The sequence below is a fragment of the Enterococcus sp. AZ191 genome (assembly GCF_051713845.1).
GTDB classification, from domain to species: domain Bacteria; phylum Bacillota; class Bacilli; order Lactobacillales; family Enterococcaceae; genus Enterococcus_B; species Enterococcus_B durans.
The window spans coordinates 821,121-843,063 of sequence record NZ_JBIOQS010000001.1; the positions used below are offsets into that span (position 1 = coordinate 821,121).

The following is a 21,943-nucleotide window of genomic DNA, read 5'->3' on the forward strand; positions in this document are numbered from 1 at the left end:
GGAATTTTTAATGAAAAAAATGTCAAAACTTTTTTGTGTGGCTACGTTATTGGCTACGCCAGCCACAACACAAATGAATAAAGTTTTTGCATCTGAACAGGAAAAAACAATGATTGATTCATCTTTTGCTGAAGAAATTACGACGGATTCAACCACAAGTACAAGTGACTCAAGTAATCAGATGAATGAAGAAATAGATACAACGGAAAGTACAGTGGAAGAATCAACATCTGATTCGACAGAGACAACCGAAAGCACGGATGACAATAAAACAGACGTGACTGAGTCAAGCCAGGAACTAGAAGAATCAACAGAAAGTACACAAAAAGAACAAAGTAGTACAAATACGGGAGCGACTAATAACTCTGCTGGCGGTATAAGTATTACAAAACCAAACTTTGATAAGCCAACACCACCAATAATCCGCCAACCAGATTTGAGTCAATTCACACTTGAACCGATTTATCCAGTTAATACGAATAAGAATCAAAACCAAGAGACAAGTATTAAGAGTAGTACTAAAAGTGAATCGCTTGAATTATTTATTCAAAAAATTGGCGAAGATGCACGGAAAGTCGCACAAGAAAATGATTTATATGTATCAGTTATCCTAGCACAAGCTATTTTAGAATCGGGTGCAGGATCCAGTGTCCTAAGCCAATCACCTTATTATAATTTATTTGGGATCAAAGGGGCATTTAATGGTCAAAGTGTATATCTAGCTACGCAAGAAGATAATGGCTATGGACAATTGTCCACTACCCTTGCACAATTTAGAAAATATAGTGGCTACGAAGAGAGCTTCCAAGATTACGCGAAATTAATGAAAAACGGCTTGATTGGTAATCCAACTTTTTATCAAGGAACTTGGAAATCGAAAACAACGAGCTACCATGATGCTACAAAAGCTTTAACGGGAACGTATGCTACAGATATTTATTATGGACAAAAGTTGAATCAATTGATTGAGACTTACGAATTGACACAATATGATGAAGCTGAAAAGATAACGACGAGTGATACCAATTACCGCATGCCACTGGATTCCTATACTGTAAGTTCTGAATTTGGTTTACGTGGTTCAGAATTTCATCGTGGAATTGACTTAGCGGCACCAACAGGGACACCGATCAAAGCGGCTAAAGAAGGAAAAGTAATTGTAGCAGACACGCATTATTCATGGGGAAATTACGTAGTAATTGAACATGAAGACGGTACAGCGATGCTTTATGCGCACCAAGATAAATTTGTTGTTAATGTGGGACAGCAAGTCAGTCAGGGAAGTCTAATTGGTTTTGTTGGCTCAACTGGCAATAGCACTGGGCCTCATTTGCACCTAGAATTATGTACAGATAATACTTTATTAAAAACCAAATTAAAAAATCCAAGAACGGTTTTACCAATAAATTAAAAAAATTGGCATATTGAAAGAAAATAACAATAAAATCCATTGACAATATGTTACTTCAAAAAAGAAACAGTATTGAGTATTTTTAAACAGAATCTTCTTTAATCATTAGGATGAGTTAATTACTTATTAGAGAAGTAAACAATAGAGAAATGTTAATTTCAGGTATTTTTTATTAAATTAAACTTAGTTGGTGAAAGTAAAAAAGCAAGTATAGAAAAAGATTAAGGGAAGGAAAAAATGAAGAAAAACAGGAAAAAACTAGTTACTATATTTTTGACGATCTGTATTTTGGCTAGCTATTGTATTGGATTCACGCAGGTCGTGGTTCATGCGTTAACGAATGAGAGAGCAGAACTTTCATTTCAGCAAGAGGGTAAACCCATTTCAACGTTAGAATTTGCTCCAGGAGAGACACAAGTTTTGACGTTAGTTGCTACAAATAGTGTAGCTACTAAGGCAACAGTGCATTTGCCTAATGGTGTTACCTATGATGCAACTACTTCTACACAACACAATCAAGGATTAGCGAATCTTACGTATGATGAAACAACCCAACAAGTACAGGTCGAATTTTTAAGCGATTCGCAGAAACAAGCACAGTTGTATTTAATTGGTCAAGAAAATAGCGAACACGAGCTACAGGAACTCTATGCGACTATGAGTGGTGAAGGACAAGAGTATCGCTCCAAGGCTGTTCAGGTGAATGTTGTCCGTACGGAAGACTCAGAGTCAGAAAGTACAAGTAGAGCACAAGAACCCACTATGAATTCTACTACCAAAGAAGCAACAGCTGAAACGACTGGAACAGCTTTTCTATCTGAACAAACAAATGAGACGAACGTTTCTGAAGAAACAGCAGTGCTTGAAAAGATTAAGCAAGTAACTCCTATTGAAGTAGTCACTCCATTTTCTTTACAAGATCCGAATACAATGGTAATTACCAAAGACAATTTTAATCAAAATTTTTCTTTAGTTGGTTATGGAGTTAGATCATATGATGAAAATACGGGAATTATAGAATTCTCAGAAAATATTAGCCAAGAACAGTCGATTAGCGCGACTTTTAAACATCGAATTTCTAGTGATGAATCTTTTGAACTAAAAGGTGAAGTTTTTTTGGGAACGAAGACAGATAAACAAGGTGGTGGTCATGGAATGGCTATTAATTTAAGTTTATCACCTATTGGAACATACGGAACAATTGGACCAGCTTTAGGAATTGGTGGTAATTTGTCTGATTCTATATCATTTGCGATGGATACTTATTATAATACAAACAAAGAGTGGAATCGTCCAGAAACAGATCCTACGAGCAATACAGGAGCTACAGGAGGACAAGCTGAGACTCCTTATGGTGCTTTTATTACAACAAATAACATAGGACAAATGAGTATTGATCGAAGCTCAGTTCAGTATTTAGATAAACAAGTGTTTTTAAATAATAACAGTACATTTGTCCCAATTACTGTTAGTTATGATGGGGATTCTCGAATGTTGACTGTTCATTTGAATGGCCAAACTTGGACAAAGAAAGTGACACATGCACGATCGTTTGCGTTAACAATTAGTGGTACAACCGATCTCAATGCTTATAATGAACAAAAATTTAAATTTGAATCACTAAAATTTACACGTGCTACACGTATGAAAGTTACGAACAAATGGGAAGATAATAATGATTCTGAAGGTGTTCGGCCACAAAAAGTGAAAGTCAATCTTTTGCAAGATGGTAAAGTGTTCCAAACAAAGGAATTTTTATGGAATGATACCTTCGATAACTTGCCTGTTTTGAGACAAGATGGCACGCCTTATGAGTACACAGTCCAAGAGGAACCGGTAGCAAATGGGTATGTCGTAAGCTATGCCTATGATCGAAGCAAGGATCCAATGGAGGCAACACTTACCCATACGCTAGATAATAAACCAGGAACTTTGACTAGCAAGACCAGTGTCTTTAACCAGCAGAATACCGATGTTGCAAATCAAGTTGTTCAAGTTGGAGATCCGTTAACCTATGTAGTCGAAGCGCAAAATACAGGCGCTACAGACACGGTTATCAAAAATATTACGATTCAAGATATGTTACCCGCTGGTGTAACATACAAAGAAAATTCTGCTTATGTAACAATTGAGGATCAAAGAATCGATTCTGCAACTATCCAAGTGGTAGACGGAAAACTTACAGCTAACATAGGAGATTTAAGAGGAAATCAAAAAGCAAAACTCTACTTTGATGTTGAAGTAAATAAAGAAGCAGAACAAACGATTACAAATACCCCAACGATCGATTATTATTTCCCTTCTACTACAGGACAAATAGGAACTCAAGGAACAGCTCAAACGCCTTCTGTTTCAGTGGAGACAGCGACAAATATTACTTTAACAAAAGCGGTCGATAAAGCCCAAGCGTTAGTAGGTGATACGCTGACTTATACGATCACCGCAAACAATGCAGTTGGTTCAGGAAAATGGAAACAAACTATTCAAGATCAGATTTCCAAAAAATTAGTTGCGCTTGTTCCTGGAACGACAACAGTCAATCATAACCAAGTAGAAGATCAAACGATCTGGAACGACGAAAAGTTAGCGCTCGAGCAACAATTGACATCAGGGGAAGAGGTAGTGATCACTTACCAAGTGACAGTATTGTCCACAGCCTTAAACCAAACGATTGAAAACACAGCAACAACAACTGATAATCTTACAAGTAATAAGGTAACAACAACGATTTTACCTGGTGCTGGGACGCTTGTTACTAAAAACTCAGTTTATGATGCACAAAATCAATTAGTGGATAAACAGACTGTACGAGTGGGTGATATCTTAACTTACATCATTGAAGCAGAAAATACAGCAGATACGACAACTGTCATTAATCAAGTTGCCATAGATGATGAGTTACCGGAAGGATTGGCTTATCTTCCAGATTCTGCTTATGTCATGATCGATGAACAAAAAAATGACCAAGCAGTCATAAATATAGCTGGTCAAAGCATTCAAACGACAATCGGTACGATTACAGGTGGACAGCAGATAAAACTGGTATTGCAAGCGACTGTGACAGAAGAAGCAAAAGGTCAGCTGATTAATCGTGCACAAGTTAACTATGAATTACCACCAGTTATTACACGAGCAACCGGAAATACTCGATTGGAACAAACTCCCACATCGATAGTTACTGTGGTGGATGAGATGGCTTTGACCATGGCCGTTGATCACACAAAAGCTCTTGTCGGGGATACGTTAACATATACGATTATTGGTGAAAATCCAACAGGTTCAGGAAAATGGGAAGAAACGATTAATACTTTATTAACGGCGGATGAGGTTAAGCTAATTCCTGGAACAACAACGATCAATGACCAATCAGTGGCGGATGATGTTGTTTGGGCAAACGCTAATGAATTGAACTATCCGGTAACGCTTAAATCGGGACAACGTTTGACTATCCAATTCCAGGTACAAGTCCAAGAATCAGCATGGAACCAAGCAGTTGAACTAACAGCAACAGCTACAGATGGGAAAACGAGCGATTCAGTTACAACACAAATCATTCCAAACGCTGGAGTATTGGAAAGTAATAAGAGTGTTTATGATACCACAGGGCAACCAATCACTGATCAAATGATGAAAGTCGGTGATACAATTCGCTATGTTATTGAAGCGACCAATGTGGGAGATCCGTTCTCTGTGTTGAATCAGTTAGTTATTCGTGATCCACTACCAGAAGGAATCACGTATCAAGAAGGAACAGCGAAACTTTTGATCGAAGGTAACCCAGTAGAAAATGCGGAGATCATTTTTGAAAATGGGGTGTTAAGTGCCAAAGTTGGCACATTAGTTGGAGGACAAAAAGCGTCATTGCAATTTGAGACAACGATCAATGAGGAAGCAACAGGTGAAATCACTAATATTGCAAGTATCGATTATACGGTACCAAAGTTACCTGGAGATGAGTCCATGGTAGAAACAACAAAAGAGCCAGAGACACCATTAACAATCGCTCCTGATCTGTCTTTAGAAGTCAGCGTTAGTCAATCAGAAGCACAAATAGGAGAGATATTAACTTATACTATTAGGGGGAGAAATATCACAGGCGGTGGTAAATGGCAAGGTGAAATCATCGATAACCTTACATCTCAATGGCTTTCTCTTGTACCAGATACAACAAAAGTAAATGGAGAAAAACGCGCGGATACAGATGTTTGGCAGAATGCCCAAGAACTGCTTCTCAACCAAGTATTGAAGTCTGGAGAAGTAGTTGAAATCGAATTTCAAGCGAAAATTTTACCTGATGCAGTAGGGCAACTAATTGAAAATACTGTAAGAACAAATGATGGTGTGATGAGTAATACAGCAACGACTAAGATTGTCAAAAAAGAAGCGAATGAAGTAACAACAAACACTACACAACCATCAAAACAAACAGATACGTCAAATAAGAAGACGAAAAATACACAGAAGAATGGACAATTGCCTAAAACAAGTGAAAATTCTTCTGTTGGCACTTCTTTTATTGGATTGATTTTGGTTGCTATGGTAAGTAGTTATCAGTTAAATCGCAGGAAAAAGGCTTGAAAAATGAATAAAAAAATTTTTTAAATGAGAGTTCGGAAGATACTCCCTAAATTAGAATGATAAATCTGACTTAGGGGGAGGTTCGATAGTGAAATAAAAGTGCCAGACAATAACTATAAGCATAGAACAAATTACTATCTTATTTTATAGATTAATGACAAGGAAACTAACGATCCTTCTCTATATAAACCATAATTGAATAGTATTATCGCTCTCAAGAAAATCAGAGCAAAAATTGTGAAAATAGAATCGGAAGGAATAAAATGAAAAAAACAAGAAATTTAGTGTGCCTATTAAGTTTACTCTGTGTATTTTTAGTAGCTTGTGAAAAGAAAGAAATGCCTAATAGCTCTCCAAAAACGACGTCTTCGACACAAACAGTAGATTCCTCCGAGATTCATATGGTACAAAAAACAAATGAAGCGATAATAAAAGTGCAAAAATAAAGAGAAATGGTATAAAAGATAGCTGATGCAGTGAGGATTCTTCGTTTTAGATGTTGTAAATGAGAGCATAGAAAAAAATAAAACAACAGAATGGCTGGTATGAATGGAGCTAAAGGCTTCATTCAAGCCAAATTAATATTTATAAATAGAATCATTGCCAATAAAGAAAAGTTCACTAAGTATGAATGTTTTAAAAAATTAAGAAGTACATCAGGATTATTTTAATAAGAGAAGCTGCCAAGATAAATAGATTGATAAAATAATTTATTTTTCCAGTGCAAGTTGTGTCTTCTGAATAAGATCAGTTACGGCACTAGTTTTAGTTGATTTTATATCAGCAATTGTCTTCTTTTCATAGGAAGAAAAGAAGCTGTTGTGTGTTAATAATGTGTCAATAGCTTTTTTTACTTGAATGATTTCCTTTTCTTCAAAGAGCTGAATCCCATCGGTGACTTCGCTACTTTTTAAAAGGAAGGATGAATCGATTTCTATTTTCTTTTCTTTAGAGTAAAAAGGTACACGATGTCCAATATATTGGACTACATTTTGTTTTTTATCGAGATAACGTTGATATTTAGAGTGAGGTTTTGTTTTTTTTTGTAGATAATCTTGCAATAGATCATCAACCTCTTGCATTGCTTGGCTTGGATAAGCCAATTTTTCTAAACGATATTTGATAATTTTCGCTAAACTAGTAGTTAAAGAGGCCGCTGTATGTTGTGGGATTTTTTTTAGTAAGGCTGGCTTTTCATCAACGAAGTAGTGTGTAGTATTAACTGCTTCACCTAGAATATGTTGCAAGCCACCATCAATTGCTTTGATGTAGCAATTATTCGTATAGATCTGTCCAGTATATAATTCTTTTCCCCAATAAGAGCAAGTTGCTATTTTTTTTAATTCATATTGGATAAGAGAAAATTTTTGCTGGAGCATCGATAGATTAAACTGTATCCCTCTTCCTAAAAAAGTAGTTCCTAAACTGAATAAATAAGTTAATTTAGTGCGATTGTGTTGATTATTTTCTACTTCAAAAATATAAGGAATCGCAATTTTAGGATTAAATGATTTTTGAGTTGCTGTTTGTTCCTCCAATGGCGTATCGTGTCGTAAAGTAATCACTGGAGCAGTTTTTAAAATCTCCTTATGAAGCAACATGGCTTTATCGATTAAAGTCAATTTTAAATGACTTTTTTTCTTTTCGATTAAGTAGGTAGTCATATGCAATTGTCCTGAAGAACAGCATTCTGTTACTGGAATCAATAAAAACGAATCAGGATCATCTGTTAACGCAGCGAGGGCTTTTTCTAATAAAATAGGACTTCTACTACAATAAATGCTTTCTTCTAGCGAATACTTGATTTCTTCGATTTGACGGTTCGGAAAACATTCATGATGAACGGTCAAAAAATCGCTGTACAAAGTTAAATATTCTAAGTTTAGATCTAGCTGTGGAATGTAATCAAAAAGCGTTACCTGACTTGATTTCAAATTCATATGCTGGCATAATGCGCTGTATAGATGAGAAGCGTATTCATCGCTTTCTAACAACGCTTTTCTTTGCTGCTGGACAACTGAACGAAAGAATTGTTCTTGTTCAGTTGATAGAGGAATATGTTGTTGTATCAGACCATCTAAGTAATTAGGCTGTTGCAAAAATTTTTCATACTCCGTTTGACTTAGCAGAGAGAGTGAATGATAGGTGTGGCGATCAATTTGATGCATCAACTCAATAAGAGTGAGTTGCTCTTCTTTTGATAGCAAACTGTTGATACGTGCATATGTATTACCAGGAAGGGAAAATACAAAGTTCTTTAATGTAAAAGAATCAATCGATTTTTGTTGAATCATTTTTTTTAGCTGTAGAAGATATTCTTCAATCAATTTATAATCGTTCCTTACATCATAAATAACTAGTAGAATTTATAGAAAAAGTATTTGTAACAGACTAGTGTTACAAATTTCTAGAAAAATTTTAGATAAGACAAGGATAGAATATGCCCTATTCATTTTCCTTATTGGTTTCAAATTACGTTTTGAGCCATTAAATTATATCGATAAAGGATAATAAATATTTCATTTTTTGTTGAATAAGAAAGCGTAGTAAGCACTTCCATGGGAAAATAAGGAAGAAGTGATCGAATTTCTTGTAAACGATTCAAATGAATGAATATAAAAATAAGATAGAATCTAGAAAGGCAAGAAAAAGCGGAAATTTTTGTTTGATTCCACTGAATAGGTACCCTCTAAAAAACATTTCTTCCAATCAGTGTTCCGAAGAAGATTACGCACAACAGTATAAGATGAACAATTAAGGAATTAGAAAAATTTTTAGATTGATTTGACTAGTATTTTTTTCAAGTGATATTTGAATAAAGAGAGTAAGAGAAAACATTACAAATAAAAAATCACGAGAAAATCTATGAGATAAAATAAGAACCGCTGCTTTTTCTTTGCTAATCGCTTCTTAATTTTAGACAATAAAGATACATCGCTAAGAGTATGAATGAACTATCGACAATGAAATGCCACTCATTTAGTGTATCATAATCAATTACTAGCAATGTAATCAGTGGGAATAGGAATATCCTACGGATCATGGTTAAAAAGAATGTAAAGGATTAATAGTGTTTTTCTTTTCATAAAAACTCCTTCTATCTGACTATTAATAATGGTCTAATTATAGCTGTGTATCAGTTCAATTTTTTCAAATTAATACATAAATTATCTATATACTCTTCATTTATAGGTAATAGACTGGAAGAAAATCGGAGAAATGTCTAGGAAGCAACTGGATACTTAAGCAACAGCAAGTAAAAAAATATCAGTAGTGTTTGTAAACCAAACGTCTTAGTTGATCTTTAGAAAAGAATAAGCTGTCAACGAAATAGCTGTAGTTAGAATGGAAAATAGCACGATCTTATTTGGGTTAATTAATAGCATGTCTTAAAAGGAATCAATATTTTTTTTTATAGAAAAAAAATGAAGTAAAATTCAAGAGAAAAACGTAACTTGATATCATTTTTTTATAAAAAACTAGTGGAGGTAGCGTAGAAATGAAGAAATTATTTAAGAAGTTCAAGAAAAATCATCATGGCAGAAGAGAAAACAAAAAGAGAGAATTAAATAAAGGGTGGAAGAGAGCAGATGAAGAATTTATTTATCTTTCCAATCCGGTGGATAATGGTCAGCTAAAGCCACTTACACAACAACAACGAAATATGCAAGACTTTCTTCAAGTAGCTGCCGCAAGCACACAATTACGAAAAAGAACAGAACAAAATGGCCAAGCGTTGAAAGAGATTCTTCAAAAAGTGGATACAAAGTGGCAGTCTAAAAAAAATCCCTCGTACGATTCGCTCCAGGAACACACCCCTTCTCATTTATGGCGTTGATCAAGAACAGGATACAACAAGGAAAGCTGAGTAAGGTTAGATTTTGTGCGAATGAATCGATAAATAAGAAAGTTAGAATCCATTAGGTATAATTAAGGATTCTAACTTTTTACGAAGTGGATTCGCGAAAACAGTTACGTTGTTTTTTTCTGATGAATAAGCAAGGATTTTTCATAGAGGTATTCACGAATCAATTTAATATCTTGTAATAATGAATTCCTTGAAATATAAAATAGATGACTGTCTGTAAGATGGTGTTCTTCTTTTGTTAATAATGAGCGTTCATAAATAATAAAGTGTGGCCAATCGTCTTTGTAGATTGGGATATGATCAGCCGAATAGTACATTCGATCGTCCATTGTAATAAACTCTGGATTGATCCATCTTTTTAGACTTTCTCGATAAATAATATGAGATAATTCATTTTCAGCGACAATCATACATAAATGTTTTTGCATATGGTTACTTAATAAAGCAGAATGAATTTCTGAAACTAATCGAATAATCGCCGTTTTATTAAAATAGATGTTTTCATCTGGATGGTACTCTTCTTTCCACTGGTGTAAGATTTTTTCTAGACGATCAGCAATTCCCATTTGGTATACGGTTAAAAAATAATTTCGTTCAATAAAGTAGTTTTGCGTATTTTCCCAGAGTGAATAAATGAAATAAATAAATGGAACTTCAAAAATCATATTGTTTCTTAATGGAATATTAAATTCAGTTTCGATCGTTTTGATCAATTGCTGGATATCTGGTTGTTCTTCAATGACTTCTTGTCGATCCAAATGATAATTCATATTGACAATGGAGTAATTTTTGGATTTTAACATTAATAGCTTACAAAATATAGCAAGTAGTTTAAGATTCTTATCGGATAAATGATACTCAGCTAGTAGAGAATCAGAAATCTCAGCTAGTTTGTTATAGGAGCTATTGAACCTAGATTTTCTATAATTAGTTAGAACTAAATTGTCATCTGATCGTTCTAAACAAAGATAGGTATGGTATAAAAAAAATGAATATTCTCGATCATTTGGTAAGTAAGTCACGTCAAATACGTCAAATACTTTTGTTACAAATTGTTGAGCTCGTGTGAAAGAATCCCTATTGATCTGTTCAGAAAAGAAATCTGTGCGTAACCAAGTCGAAACAAAAATTAACCGATAGAGCAGTTCGTTAGGCTTTATTCGATTATTTTTGTCTAAAATACCTTCTTTCTTTAGGTAGTTTTCAACCTCTTTTTTGATTTTGAATGCTTTCGTGACCGAAACAAATTCTTCATCCACAATACTCAAATAATTGGTATCGCCTAGAAGGTATCGAGCAACAACTTTCAAAAATTTAGATTCGCTATAGATTTCTTTAATCAAATCGTATCTTGTAGAATGTTTCGTAAAAATCATTGTGACGTCTGTGGCTGAAAGTTCATAATGAGACAAAAAAGCAGTTAATTGTCCCGATAGCATAGAGATATCTTTTTTTATGGTGTTAAACGTAACATTCAGCTCTTTAGCTAGTTCTCTAATCACTAATGTTTTATGTTCAAAAATGTATTCGGCAATTTTGACTTTTCTAATGATATCTTTTTCTATATAGCTTTCTATGTTCACTGTAGTTTGCCTCCTGTATTTTTTTGCTACACCTAAAATGAGATAAAGTTGTTACCATTAGAAGTTAAACATACTATCGCTTAAGAATATTTCATTTAATTTAATAAAAAAACGTTTCCTATAAAAAAAAAGAAAAACAAAAATGATAAAAAAAAGGTATATTTTAAGAGTAATACCATTCAACTTGTATAAGGTATTACGACACCATTGTTATTCTCTATACTTACCCTAAAAAAACCATGAGGAAAGTAAGAAGAAGTATCTTTTTAGATACTTCTTCTTACTTTTCTTTTTTCTGTTTCTAAAATAGTTTTTTTAAGAATTGGCGCCATTTTTTTCATTTTGAGAAAAAAAAGACAACGACGAGTTGTTAGAATAAAATATAGAAATTATTCAAGCAAACTATAAGGCTTTATTTGAGAAAAGGAAGCTATCAAAAATACCAAAGGAGAAGAAAAATGCAAGTATGTCTGGACAAAAGAAAAATGTATCAATGCAAAGTAATTGGAGAAAAAGAGACTTATCAAGTTCGCATCGTAACTATTTTAGAAAGAACAGTGGTTGTTGAGATAACAGATGGTGTCGCTAAACTGGCCTTAGCTAGAAAATCAGAATTGAAAGAAATTGCTTAACGGTTCAATCATGGGATATACGCAAATAAGACTGCCTCACATCGGATTCTTGATCAGATGTGAGGCAGTAATGTGTTTATTTGATGTGTTTATCAGGAATCAGTTTCCATAAAAAGCTATACCTTCATAACGCCAGCCTCTTTTTACTAAGGTGTTTTTTTCATTAACATCAGCGGTGTAATGATGCGTGCCTGTTTTGGCATTTGGATTAAATAGTCTTAGAATTGCTTTTGAGCCACCAGAATAAAAGCTCAGTCCTTCATAACGCCAACCAATCTTAGTCAGTGAGTTGATTTCTCCTTGATTTGACGTATAGTGGTGGTCTCCATTATTCGGATTATACAGACGATAGACAGGGGTTCCTCGATTAGGGGCAGACCACGCAACTCCTTCGTAGCGCCAACCAATGTTTGCTAACTGATTTTTTTCAGCAGCATTCAATGTGTAGAAATGTTCACCAGTATGTCGATTATACAGACGATACATCGCTGAATAAGTTGCTGAATTATTGGATGAAACACTATCATACTTTGTTAGGTTATATGTCTCGATAATATTATTTAATTTAGATCCATAATTTGGATCAGTTGCATAACGACCAGTTAACCAAGCGGTTGCTTCTTTATAGGATTTTGTATTGCTTTTCCAAGCGCCACTATAATAATAAACACCAGGTTGAAAAGAAGTCGTTTTTAAAATTTTTGCGTTATCTTCTAAAGATTCTTTGTAAGAAGGGTATTTTCTAAAAGCTGCTTGAACTGTTACCCATTTGCCATTTAGATACTCCTGTGTAGGTAGCGTAACAGATTGTCCATTATAGGTGCCTTTGATTCCAAATAAATTGTGATTTGGGTAAGAAGCTAGCGTACTTTTCCCCCAGCCACTTTCGATAATCGCTTGAGCAATCATAATGGAGGCATAGAGATTATTTTGATGCGCTAATTGTTGTGCATCACTCGCAATAGACTGGATAAAAGTTTGTTGACTATTCCTAGCAGTAGCTGAAAAAAAAGCTTCGTCTTCGGTTGTAGAAGTACTTTGATGAATCAACGTTTCTCCAGTAACCAAAAGATTTTCAATTGTAGTCGGACCAGCCATAGGATCCTCACTATTTTCTACGGGGATCGCCCCCTGTATTGATTCTTGTGACTGCAAATGTGATGATGTGGTCTCCTCACTAGAGTAAGGGACTTCGTTAGCAAATGTCGGGGTAGTCACTGAAAATAATGTCCATAAGCAATAAGTATAAATTAGAGTTTTCTTTCTTTTCATCCTCTTCTCCTTTTATTTTTGATATCACAAAAATAATAGTAAACAAAAAAAACAACATTTTTTTTCTGAATTTGAAAAAAATGTTGTTTTTTTGGGAGAAAATGAAAAAATAAGTTTTTTAGCATTCGAATGCAAGGCTTATTTTGTGAAAGAAATTAAGTTAGCCTCGCTTGTTATTCATTTTTCTGTTTGAATAAAATATTCGGATTCATTAAGTTAAGTTCATAAAAAGAATCAACAATGTATTTTGTATCTTTGAGTAAGGTATTTCTTGAAATATAAAAGAAATTGGGTTCTAACTGTGTGTATCTTGTTTGCAGAGTTCGTTCACAGACAATAATGTGAGGCCATTGTTCACGATAGACAGGGATATCATCTATCGAATAATAGAGATTTTCATCGATAAAAATAAATTCTGGATTTAACCATTTTTTGAGTGTATGACGATAAATAATATGGGATAACTCTGTTTCTGCAATAATCATACAGACATATTTTTTCTCTCTTTTTATGGTCAAACTAGGCAAAATCTCGGAGGTGAATTTCACGATAGATAATGGATTAAAATGAAGTGTATTATCATTAGTCGTTTCCTTCCAACGATTGAGTACGTTTTCGACCCGCGATACATAATGGAGTTGTGTTGTAGACAAATAGTAGTTTCTTTCTAAATAATAATTTTGGATATTTTCCCATAATGAATAAACGAAATAAATAAAAGGAATCTCAAAACTTTCATTATGGAAAAGGACCGTTTCGAATTCTTCTTCAAATAAATTAATAAGATATTTGATCTGTTGTTGATTCTCAATAATCCGGATACGTTCATTTTGGTAATTTAATTCAATTATGGAATAATTTTTTGCTCGAATTGGTAGAATACTACAAATCGCAGTTAAAAAAGTCAGACTTTTTGAAGAAAGCTCATTTTTTTTGAAAATTTTTTTTGCAATTACTGAAAGTTGTTGGTATTCAATTCTAGTTTGAGTAGTTGTTTCATTTGCAAAAAACATCTGTTTTTCTGATCTTGAAAGGCAAAGATACGTATGGTAAAGCAAAAATTTATATTGACGATTATTTAAATGATAATTAGAAGAAAAAGTCTCAAAGATTTGTTTCACAAAAGAAGAAGCTAATACTAGGAGTTGTTGATCGATTATTTTGTTGATAAGATCTGTACGCATCCAAATAGTAACGAAAAGCATCCGATAAGTTAATTCGTCGGCTTTAAATTGTTCTCCAATTTTTTGAAAGTTTTGAGCAATTAAAAAATTTTCTACATTTTTTTTAGTACGAAAAGCTTTCGTTGTTGACACAAAATCTTCCTCAACAATTGTTAAATAATTTGTTTCTCCCAGTAAATAGCGAGCAACGACTTTAAGGAAATGCGATTCTTTATACACTTCTTTGACTAAATCATAATCAGTTGCTTCTTTTGAAAATAACATCGTGATATGTGTCGTAGTAAGCATATTATACGTAATAAAAGGTGCTAATTCTAACATCAGTTTATGGATGTCTGCTTTTATTGTATTGACAGTAACATCAAGTCGTTCACTTAGTTCACGTAAGCTAATCGTTTTTAATTCGAAAATATATTCCACTAATTTTACTCGACGAATAACATCTTTTTCAATAAATTCTTCAATCATACGTTTATGTTCACAACCCTTTCTTTCCTACTTATGGTCTATTAAATCATAAAAATCAAAATTATGAAAATAATGATGAAATAAAAGGCTCGTTTTTTCTTCAGGTCTATCATAGTAGAAAAGGAGTGAGTGATGTGCTTGAAGAAAAACTACAATTGTTACAAGGATTATTAGCACAGGAACCAGCTAATAAATTTGAACTAAAAAAAATAATTTTTACATTATCTTCATCAGAAAAAAGCGAAATTATCGATCGATTGTCTCCTAAAGAACAAAAAAAATTTATTGAAGTTACATTTTCAACTGAATACAGATTCTATGTTCAAGCTTTAAAACAAGGCCAAGAAGAGTATAAGAGATATCGTCATTCACAAGATTATATAAAGGATTTAATGAAACAACATGTTCCAATAAATAAAAAATTAGCCCAAGAAATGATAAAAGAAGTAGAGAAAGAACGAGCAGAGTTAGTTCATAGTGAAGAATATGCTTCACTTTTGTATAGTGCATTATGCCAACATGCAAATTATCAACATAGTAATTTAACGATTTTAGATTATCTATCACAATTAGATTTGAATTTGGAATATTTGACACTGTATTTAGATTTTTTGACAATGCATGCAGATCAATTCATGGAAAGAAATGTGGATTCTTTAAAAGAATCGATTAAAAACAGTATTTATTGTTCCAGAAAACCATTACTTCTAGAGCAAACATTAGCTTCCTTGGAAAATAATAATAAGGATTCTTTTTTAGTTTTACCAGTGATTCAAATGCTTCCTCAAAATGGTGTTCATAGCAGTTCGTTAATTGTCCATAAAGAGGACAACAAAATTAAAGTGACGATATTAGACAAAGGTATGCATTATTTAGATAAAATAAGCAATACTTTACCAGGAATCAGTGTGAAAGAAATCTCAGATCTAGGGATTGGTGGTTTTTTAAAAGGATTATTTATAGGAGGAATTGACAAAAATCTTAAAGTTGCTCTTCCTTATGTTTTGAAATTTCCCAATACGTCAGAAATGAGAACACAATTGACTTATATTTTTGCGTTGGGAACGACATTTATAGGTAGAGATCTACAGTTAAGCCTGTTTTCTGAGAAAAAGGAATCCCTATTGATACAGAGTAAGCTTTTAGAATTAGCAGAATCTTCTTATTGGGGAAGACAAATATATGACGGGCAATTTTTTGGTAAAAATTGTTATATCAAATCTGTTAGCGCCGCAATGCAACACGTTTTAGGAGACAAACAAACGACGAATAAGTATATGGTAAATGGGAAAGAGGCAGAATTAAGAAAAATCCCTGGTCATTCTGCAAAAGAAGTTCTTGTTACACTAGCGGAAATAATGAAAATTCGTGTACAAAAACTCGGCTATTCTTCAAAAGCAGTTGAAGCAATTGACGCATTAACAGCTGAATACTGTGAACAAAAGGCCCGCCCACGCACGGCAAGAGAAAAAATCAATGATTTAAAAGAACTAGGTTCAAAATATAATATGAAAACAATTGAGTTGTTTGAAAAATTAACACCTGCTAGAGTAAATGTTGCTTTAAGTCCAGTAGTACAATCTTCTCTTTATTTTGCAGCACAACATAAACTAGGAAATTTTGGAAAGAGCACTGAACAAAAGATTCTACAACTTTGTTCAGTGGAAGAACTCGAAACAGTAAAAGCAGCAATCCAAACAACTTTATCCGCTTACCAAGATAAAACAGCTGAAAGACGAACGTTAAGTGAAGTTTCCAAGACGAAAAATGATTGTAGTAAAATGAAGGAATCTCCAGAGAAACAATCCCAAAAGGATAGTCTAGAACGCTAATTACTTAAGTGAATGACAAAATACTTTTTTTAATGGAACCTTTATTTCTCACTATTTTCAAAAAAAAGAAAAAACTGATCTTGTAAGATGAATATCATAAACGAGTAATAGAATGAAGAAATAAAATATTTTTAAAGGGGAGTAAAAATGGGTAGAGTACGAAAACTTATTGAAAAATTTGAAAAATTTGTAAAAAATAAAGCAACTAAAAAGCCAAAACATATGCCTCAGAAAAAACAACCTGAGGCACAATACCCAATGCATTATGGAACAATGCTAGAAGAAATGGTCAAGCGGTTACCTGAAAAAGAGAACCAACGACCAATTGTTTTTTTTCAAGAGTATTCACAGGTATTTGATCAAGTTCATCAAAAAGAGGAAGAGCATATCTACGATGAGATTGATCCAGAACCAATCTATGATCGAGTATCTGATGAAGGAATCTATACCACTATTATGAAGGAAAACTTTTACTCGGGAGAGGAAAAGAAAGAAACACCTAAAAAACCATTACGTCGTAAATTGTTGCAACAACAACATACGTATGAAAATACATTTCCTAAAAAGGATCCAATTTATGACCAAGTACCAGGCTCAGGTAAACCAATTATTCCACCTAAGCCGAAGTTAACTAAGGAATTTTTGGATGAAATGAAACAAAAGTCTCATCGTCAGAATCAACAAAAAAAACTGCATGAACCATTAAATAAGCAGAATAAGGAACGATAATCGTTCTTTGAGCAGTATAATAACAAGTGGCAATAAGTGGAGGAGCATTCATATGAAGTATTCAGGAATCATTAGTATTTTAATTGGTATTTATGTCAATTTAGCTCTATTTACCCAACTGTTTGGCATGATTTTTGATACGGTGATCCCAGTTTTTTTAATTGGCTTTGCGGGAATAGCTGTAGCTATACTAAGTTTAAGAGAAAACAAAGGAACCTATTATACTTGTTTGTCCAGTGTCGGGCTATTAGTCAATCTGCTACCATTGATGGTTTTTCTTTACCTTTTGATTGGTATTGGTTAAAGAGCGTATATTGAAAGCAATTTATAACATATAGAGAAACAGAGGAACTAATTATGAAAATTTTAGGAATACCTAGCATTTTAATTGGTGTGTATATTAATGATGCGCTATTTATTCATCTATTTACATCAGCTTTTGCAATAATGATAATATTCCTCATTGGTTTGATTGGGATCCTCTTTGCCTTTACTAGTTGGAAAACAAGCAATGAAAAAGGGTATCGTTATTTGTCCATTATCGGATTATTATTAAATGGGTTGCCTATGTTGATCTATCTTTATCTGTATGTGATTCTCTAAGAAAAAAGAGACAACTTCGAGAGAAACAAAGTATCTAGTTCTTAATAAAATGACTAGATTGTTCTTGTTTCTTTCGAAGTTTTTACTATGCATTAAAAGTTTTTTCAAATGCTTGCATCGAAATCACAAGTCAAAAATGATTCACCTCTATTTTTTATCTTTTAGGAATGATTTTTCTTATTCATGTAAAAAGTGAGAATGAATAAGGAGATTTCTAAATAAATATTTTTCTTTTTTTCAGAATTATGCTTTCTACTGAATAAAAAATGACATTTAGTTAAAAAATAAGAAGATAAGAGAAGCAGACAAAACTTTGAGATAATCTTTAAAAGTTGTGTTTACTTCTTTTTTAATAAACAAAAAAAGAAGTGATATGTGTTGTAAATCACAAAATAATCGATTTGTGATTTGTCAATAACTAAAAATCACTTTTTTAAAAAATGAAAAAAATTTGGTATTACTTTTTGTTTATATTTTTATGTCACATGTGTTTATGAGTTTACAAAGAAAAATTTAATAAATGTTAGTACTAGAAGGAGTCTGAAATGAAGAACAAGAAAAAACAAGCAATTTATGACAAACAAAATAAAAAGTACATAACTTATCAGACTAAAAAAGAAATGGAACAACAACATTCCGATGGTAACTATCTTGTCATCGGAGAAGTTGAAAAGAACAGCAAACCATCAAAAAAAGAAGGGATCAAAAAAAAAGTAGGAGATCAAGAACTAACGATGTATCCTATTGGGACTTATGAGGAAAAACGGTATTATACCGTTGGATATATTCCTTGTAACGAGACAGAATACATTGCTGTCAAGGGTAGAAGACACAACTATTTTCTTTTTATTCTAGTGTTGCTATCGCTTTTTTTCGCAGGTTATTATTTTTTCAACCAAGCAACAGTTACAGATATTGATCCACAAGCGGAAGACTATCTGTCTCAGTTGAAACGTCCAGAGAACATCGATGATTCTAAAATACTGATTCCAGGATATGGTACGTTTACTTTAACTAAAGGGAGTGACACGATCGATACGGTTTTATTCAATCCAGAGGATAATCCATGCTTCTTTAAATTTATTTTAACGGATAAAGAAACTGGAGAGACACTATACGAAAGTAAACTTGTCGCTCCAGGAAAAGGAATCAGCCCAATCAAATTGGTAAGACCATTTACTGAAACAGGTACGTATGAAGCAGTATTGATGTTTCAAACATTTGATTTGGAAGACACAGACATTGCATATAACTCCTCAAACGTTGATGTAAAAATCAATGTTGTGGATTAAAAGGAAAGGAGGAAAAGATGGAAAGGAAAAAGAATTATCTCTATCGAAGAATTGCGTGGTTAACAATTTTTTTGCTGACAGTTGGTTCATTTCGTATCAAAGAAATCGTCGAAGCCATTACGGCTGCCCCATTGATTGAAGCCAATGTAGTATATAACGAAAATCAGACGAAAGCGAGTATCGTATTTGACCTAGCAAGTGTTGATCAAGGAACGAATGAAATTGTCAAGATTACAAGTGAACGTGAGGGGGAAGTCGTTTATGATGCGAGTCTTATCAATCAATCCTCTGACTATGATGTAGCTGAAAATGGGAATTACCAGTTTACTGTGACGTATCGTTCGACTTCTTTGTTAGTCAACCAAAGTGAATCTACTTCAGTTGAGTCAGACGTACTAGAGACCACTCAGGTGAATGTCCAAGTTGATGGCATCCAACCAACATCTGAGACAATCAGTTCAGAACAATCATCAAGTGTTGATTTTGAGGGGGATATTGAAGAATCAACAATAGAAACAAGTGAAGTAGTCCCAAGTACTGAAGTAGTTGAAACTGTTTCTTCTACAGATATGTGCCAAGAACAAACAGAAATAAGCACTACAGAAGAAACAATTACTTCCACTGAGACCAGTCAACTGGAGAAAGCCAATGAAATGCCAGTAAAAGAAAATAAGGCAACTACGGCGTATCCGCAAGAGATATTGCTCAAAGGAATCGTCGGAAATGGAAAAGCACAAAAAGCTAAATTTACTGTGGATCCATCTACATTTCGGTTTACTGGAACAGTTTTAGGAACAGTTGGTGGATACCATCAGAATGTTTCAGGGACGTATTATAAAGTTACTGCATACAAAAGAAACTCTAAATTACATGATTCAGGGACAGTTGTTTTCGAAGTAAAAGGAAAACAAACTCCAAATAAGTCTGACTTTACTACTATTGAAGCGTTTAATTTTGAAGAAGGTGATATGATAGAAATTTGGTCTGCAGAAAATAAATTTAATTTTATAGGAGATCCTGTTATTGCAACTGATAATGTTAGTACGATTGATTATTCCAATCGCACTGTTCCAAAGGAAAAATTTAGAAATTCAGTTTATGAGATAACGAGCCGAGGATTTAAAGAAATTTATAATGCAGTACCTACAGCCACGGGTCAAGAAATTCCTTTATATTCCCTTTATGGGCAAGGAGATTGGTCAGATGGCGGCTTGCAAACTGCACCAATCTATTCTGATATGGTTTTTAGAGATGATCGAGACGAACAAGGTATATATCAATCTAATGGCTATACGATTAATGAAAAAATAGGCTCAATTAATTATGTCGTTACAAATAGGCCAGCAGATGATATCGTTTCTGGTGGTTGGACAACAAGTTATATGATTACTGATTCATGGGGCAGGCAAGCTACTATAAGTCGCTTAACTATTAAGTTGCCTAAATTTGACCCTAGGATAACGATTAGTGAGATGGAGGATAAAATTGTCGCTGGGAAAAAAGTGGAAGGCTTTGTCCATTTTCCTAGAGCAACAGTTAACACAAAGGATCAGATAGTGACACTAGCTTCTAGCGCAGTTATCAATGCTGATGCACAAGACGAAGATTTTTTAATTATTCCCTATGGTACAACTAGACAAACCAGAATGTTAAAAAGTCTTACCGGAGATTTACAAGAAGTCGACCTTGGAGGGAAATATAGTATACCAACTGACCATGTGATCTCTGTAACGATAACAAAAGATCCCTTGACAGTGATTGCAACAGATTATCAAGTGAATTTATCAGAAACACAGATTGTCTCTTTAGAGGAACCTGAGCTAAAAGAAAAAATCAAAGAACAATTAGCTCAAGTAATTGGAACGACTAGTTCGGAACTTTCTGATGCAGATATAGTTCTTGATACGACTTTAGATAAAACGAACCCAAAGGCAGGGAATTATCAAGCAACTCTTAAGTTTACAAATACAAGTGGAACCATCGAACAAACCTTTAGCTTAGAGGTAACCGAAAATCCTTGGAGTTATGATACACCAGAGCGTACAGAAACGAATGGTGCCTCCGGTTTTGTAGTGATTCCAAAAGGGATTAATTTGCAACGTGATAAAACTGATACGAGTCAACTTTCAGCAACAGCAGAAGTTTATTTTGCAAATTATGGGAATGCTACAGGTGTCAATTACCAAGTTTCCGTAGATGAAACTTTTGAGATGATGAATGTTGTAGATACTTCCAATAAATTTACTGTAACAGCTACCTCAAAAAATGGACAAACAGGAGCGACTAATAACATTCTTTCTCTAGGTAACTTAGCGTTGACAAATACTAGAGGAAATGGGCTAAGTGTCACTTTTACTGCTCCAGCAGAGCAAGTTAATAAGACCAAAGGACGCTGGCAAGGAAATGTTCAATTTTATATTGAACGTCAATGATTATGTGATCAACATAGGCAACTATGTTTGAATAAAAAATTAACAATTAAAGGAGATTA

The 21,943-nt window shown here is 33.6% G+C and carries 15 protein-coding genes; 11 read left to right on the forward strand and 4 right to left on the reverse strand.

Annotated elements, in window-relative coordinates; translation table 11 throughout:
• The first annotated feature begins 10 nt into the window (after positions 1-10).
• The 3 genes from IGI47_RS03930 to IGI47_RS03940 all read left to right on the forward strand — a co-directional run bounded on the left by IGI47_RS03930 (position 11) and on the right by IGI47_RS03940 (position 6,435).
• Entirely contained in the window at positions 11-1,411 is a 1,401-nt protein-coding gene (locus tag IGI47_RS03930) for a peptidoglycan DD-metalloendopeptidase family protein (RefSeq protein WP_438783395.1), read from the forward strand.
• A gap of 237 nt (positions 1,412-1,648) precedes the next feature.
• A complete protein-coding gene (locus IGI47_RS03935; protein WP_438783396.1) occupies positions 1,649-5,989 on the forward strand; it encodes a lectin-like domain-containing protein in 4,341 nt (1,446 codons plus the stop codon).
• A 263-nt stretch (positions 5,990-6,252) separates the two neighbouring features.
• Positions 6,253-6,435, forward strand: a complete 183-nt coding sequence (locus IGI47_RS03940) for a hypothetical protein (protein WP_438783397.1) — start codon at positions 6,253-6,255, stop codon at positions 6,433-6,435.
• A 264-nt stretch (positions 6,436-6,699) separates the two neighbouring features.
• Here IGI47_RS03940 and IGI47_RS03945 read toward each other — a convergent pair whose 3' ends face one another.
• The gene (locus IGI47_RS03945) at positions 6,700-8,316 is read right to left on the reverse strand and encodes a hypothetical protein (RefSeq protein WP_438783398.1); all 1,617 of its coding nucleotides are present in this window, start codon (positions 8,314-8,316) and stop codon (positions 6,700-6,702) included.
• A 1,172-nt stretch (positions 8,317-9,488) separates the two neighbouring features.
• Between IGI47_RS03945 and IGI47_RS03950 the strand changes: the two genes are divergently transcribed.
• Positions 9,489-9,827 (forward strand): hypothetical protein, encoded by a 339-nt coding sequence (locus IGI47_RS03950; protein ID WP_438783399.1) that lies wholly within the window; start codon positions 9,489-9,491, stop codon positions 9,825-9,827.
• A gap of 134 nt (positions 9,828-9,961) precedes the next feature.
• Here the strand turns inward: IGI47_RS03950 and IGI47_RS03955 are convergent, their stop codons facing one another.
• Entirely contained in the window at positions 9,962-11,440 is a 1,479-nt protein-coding gene (locus tag IGI47_RS03955; protein ID WP_438783400.1) for a helix-turn-helix domain-containing protein, read from the reverse strand.
• 458 nt (positions 11,441-11,898) lie between these two features.
• On the opposite strand from IGI47_RS03955, the gene IGI47_RS03960 reads away from it, so the two are divergent.
• The gene (locus IGI47_RS03960; RefSeq protein ID WP_161569456.1) at positions 11,899-12,072 is read left to right on the forward strand and encodes a hypothetical protein; all 174 of its coding nucleotides are present in this window, start codon (positions 11,899-11,901) and stop codon (positions 12,070-12,072) included.
• A gap of 99 nt (positions 12,073-12,171) precedes the next feature.
• Here IGI47_RS03960 and IGI47_RS03965 read toward each other — a convergent pair whose 3' ends face one another.
• Together IGI47_RS03965 and IGI47_RS03970 are read right to left on the reverse strand one after the other, a co-directional pair.
• The gene (locus IGI47_RS03965) at positions 12,172-13,344 is read right to left on the reverse strand and encodes a glycoside hydrolase family 73 protein (RefSeq protein ID WP_438783401.1); all 1,173 of its coding nucleotides are present in this window, start codon (positions 13,342-13,344) and stop codon (positions 12,172-12,174) included.
• A 173-nt stretch (positions 13,345-13,517) separates the two neighbouring features.
• The gene (locus IGI47_RS03970; RefSeq protein ID WP_438783402.1) at positions 13,518-14,996 is read right to left on the reverse strand and encodes a helix-turn-helix domain-containing protein; all 1,479 of its coding nucleotides are present in this window, start codon (positions 14,994-14,996) and stop codon (positions 13,518-13,520) included.
• Between the two features lie 134 nt (positions 14,997-15,130).
• On the opposite strand from IGI47_RS03970, the gene IGI47_RS03975 reads away from it, so the two are divergent.
• From IGI47_RS03975 to IGI47_RS04000, 6 genes are all read left to right on the forward strand, one after another.
• On the forward strand, positions 15,131-16,828 hold the full coding sequence (locus tag IGI47_RS03975; RefSeq protein ID WP_438783403.1) for a hypothetical protein: 1,698 nt from the start codon (positions 15,131-15,133) through the stop codon (positions 16,826-16,828).
• A gap of 147 nt (positions 16,829-16,975) precedes the next feature.
• Positions 16,976-17,557 carry a hypothetical protein gene (locus IGI47_RS03980; RefSeq protein ID WP_438783404.1) on the forward strand — a complete coding sequence of 194 codons (582 nt, stop codon included), beginning with the start codon at positions 16,976-16,978 and terminating at the stop codon, positions 17,555-17,557.
• Between the two features lie 52 nt (positions 17,558-17,609).
• Positions 17,610-17,861 (forward strand): hypothetical protein, encoded by a 252-nt coding sequence (locus tag IGI47_RS03985; protein ID WP_438783405.1) that lies wholly within the window; start codon positions 17,610-17,612, stop codon positions 17,859-17,861.
• Positions 17,862-17,914: 53 nt separating this feature from the next.
• Positions 17,915-18,160, forward strand: a complete 246-nt coding sequence (locus IGI47_RS03990; protein ID WP_438783406.1) for a hypothetical protein — start codon at positions 17,915-17,917, stop codon at positions 18,158-18,160.
• A 545-nt stretch (positions 18,161-18,705) separates the two neighbouring features.
• The gene (locus tag IGI47_RS03995; protein WP_438783407.1) at positions 18,706-19,452 is read left to right on the forward strand and encodes a hypothetical protein; all 747 of its coding nucleotides are present in this window, start codon (positions 18,706-18,708) and stop codon (positions 19,450-19,452) included.
• 17 nt (positions 19,453-19,469) lie between these two features.
• Positions 19,470-21,884 carry a hypothetical protein gene (locus tag IGI47_RS04000; RefSeq protein ID WP_438783408.1) on the forward strand — a complete coding sequence of 805 codons (2,415 nt, stop codon included), beginning with the start codon at positions 19,470-19,472 and terminating at the stop codon, positions 21,882-21,884.
• The last annotated feature ends 59 nt before the right edge of the window (positions 21,885-21,943 follow it).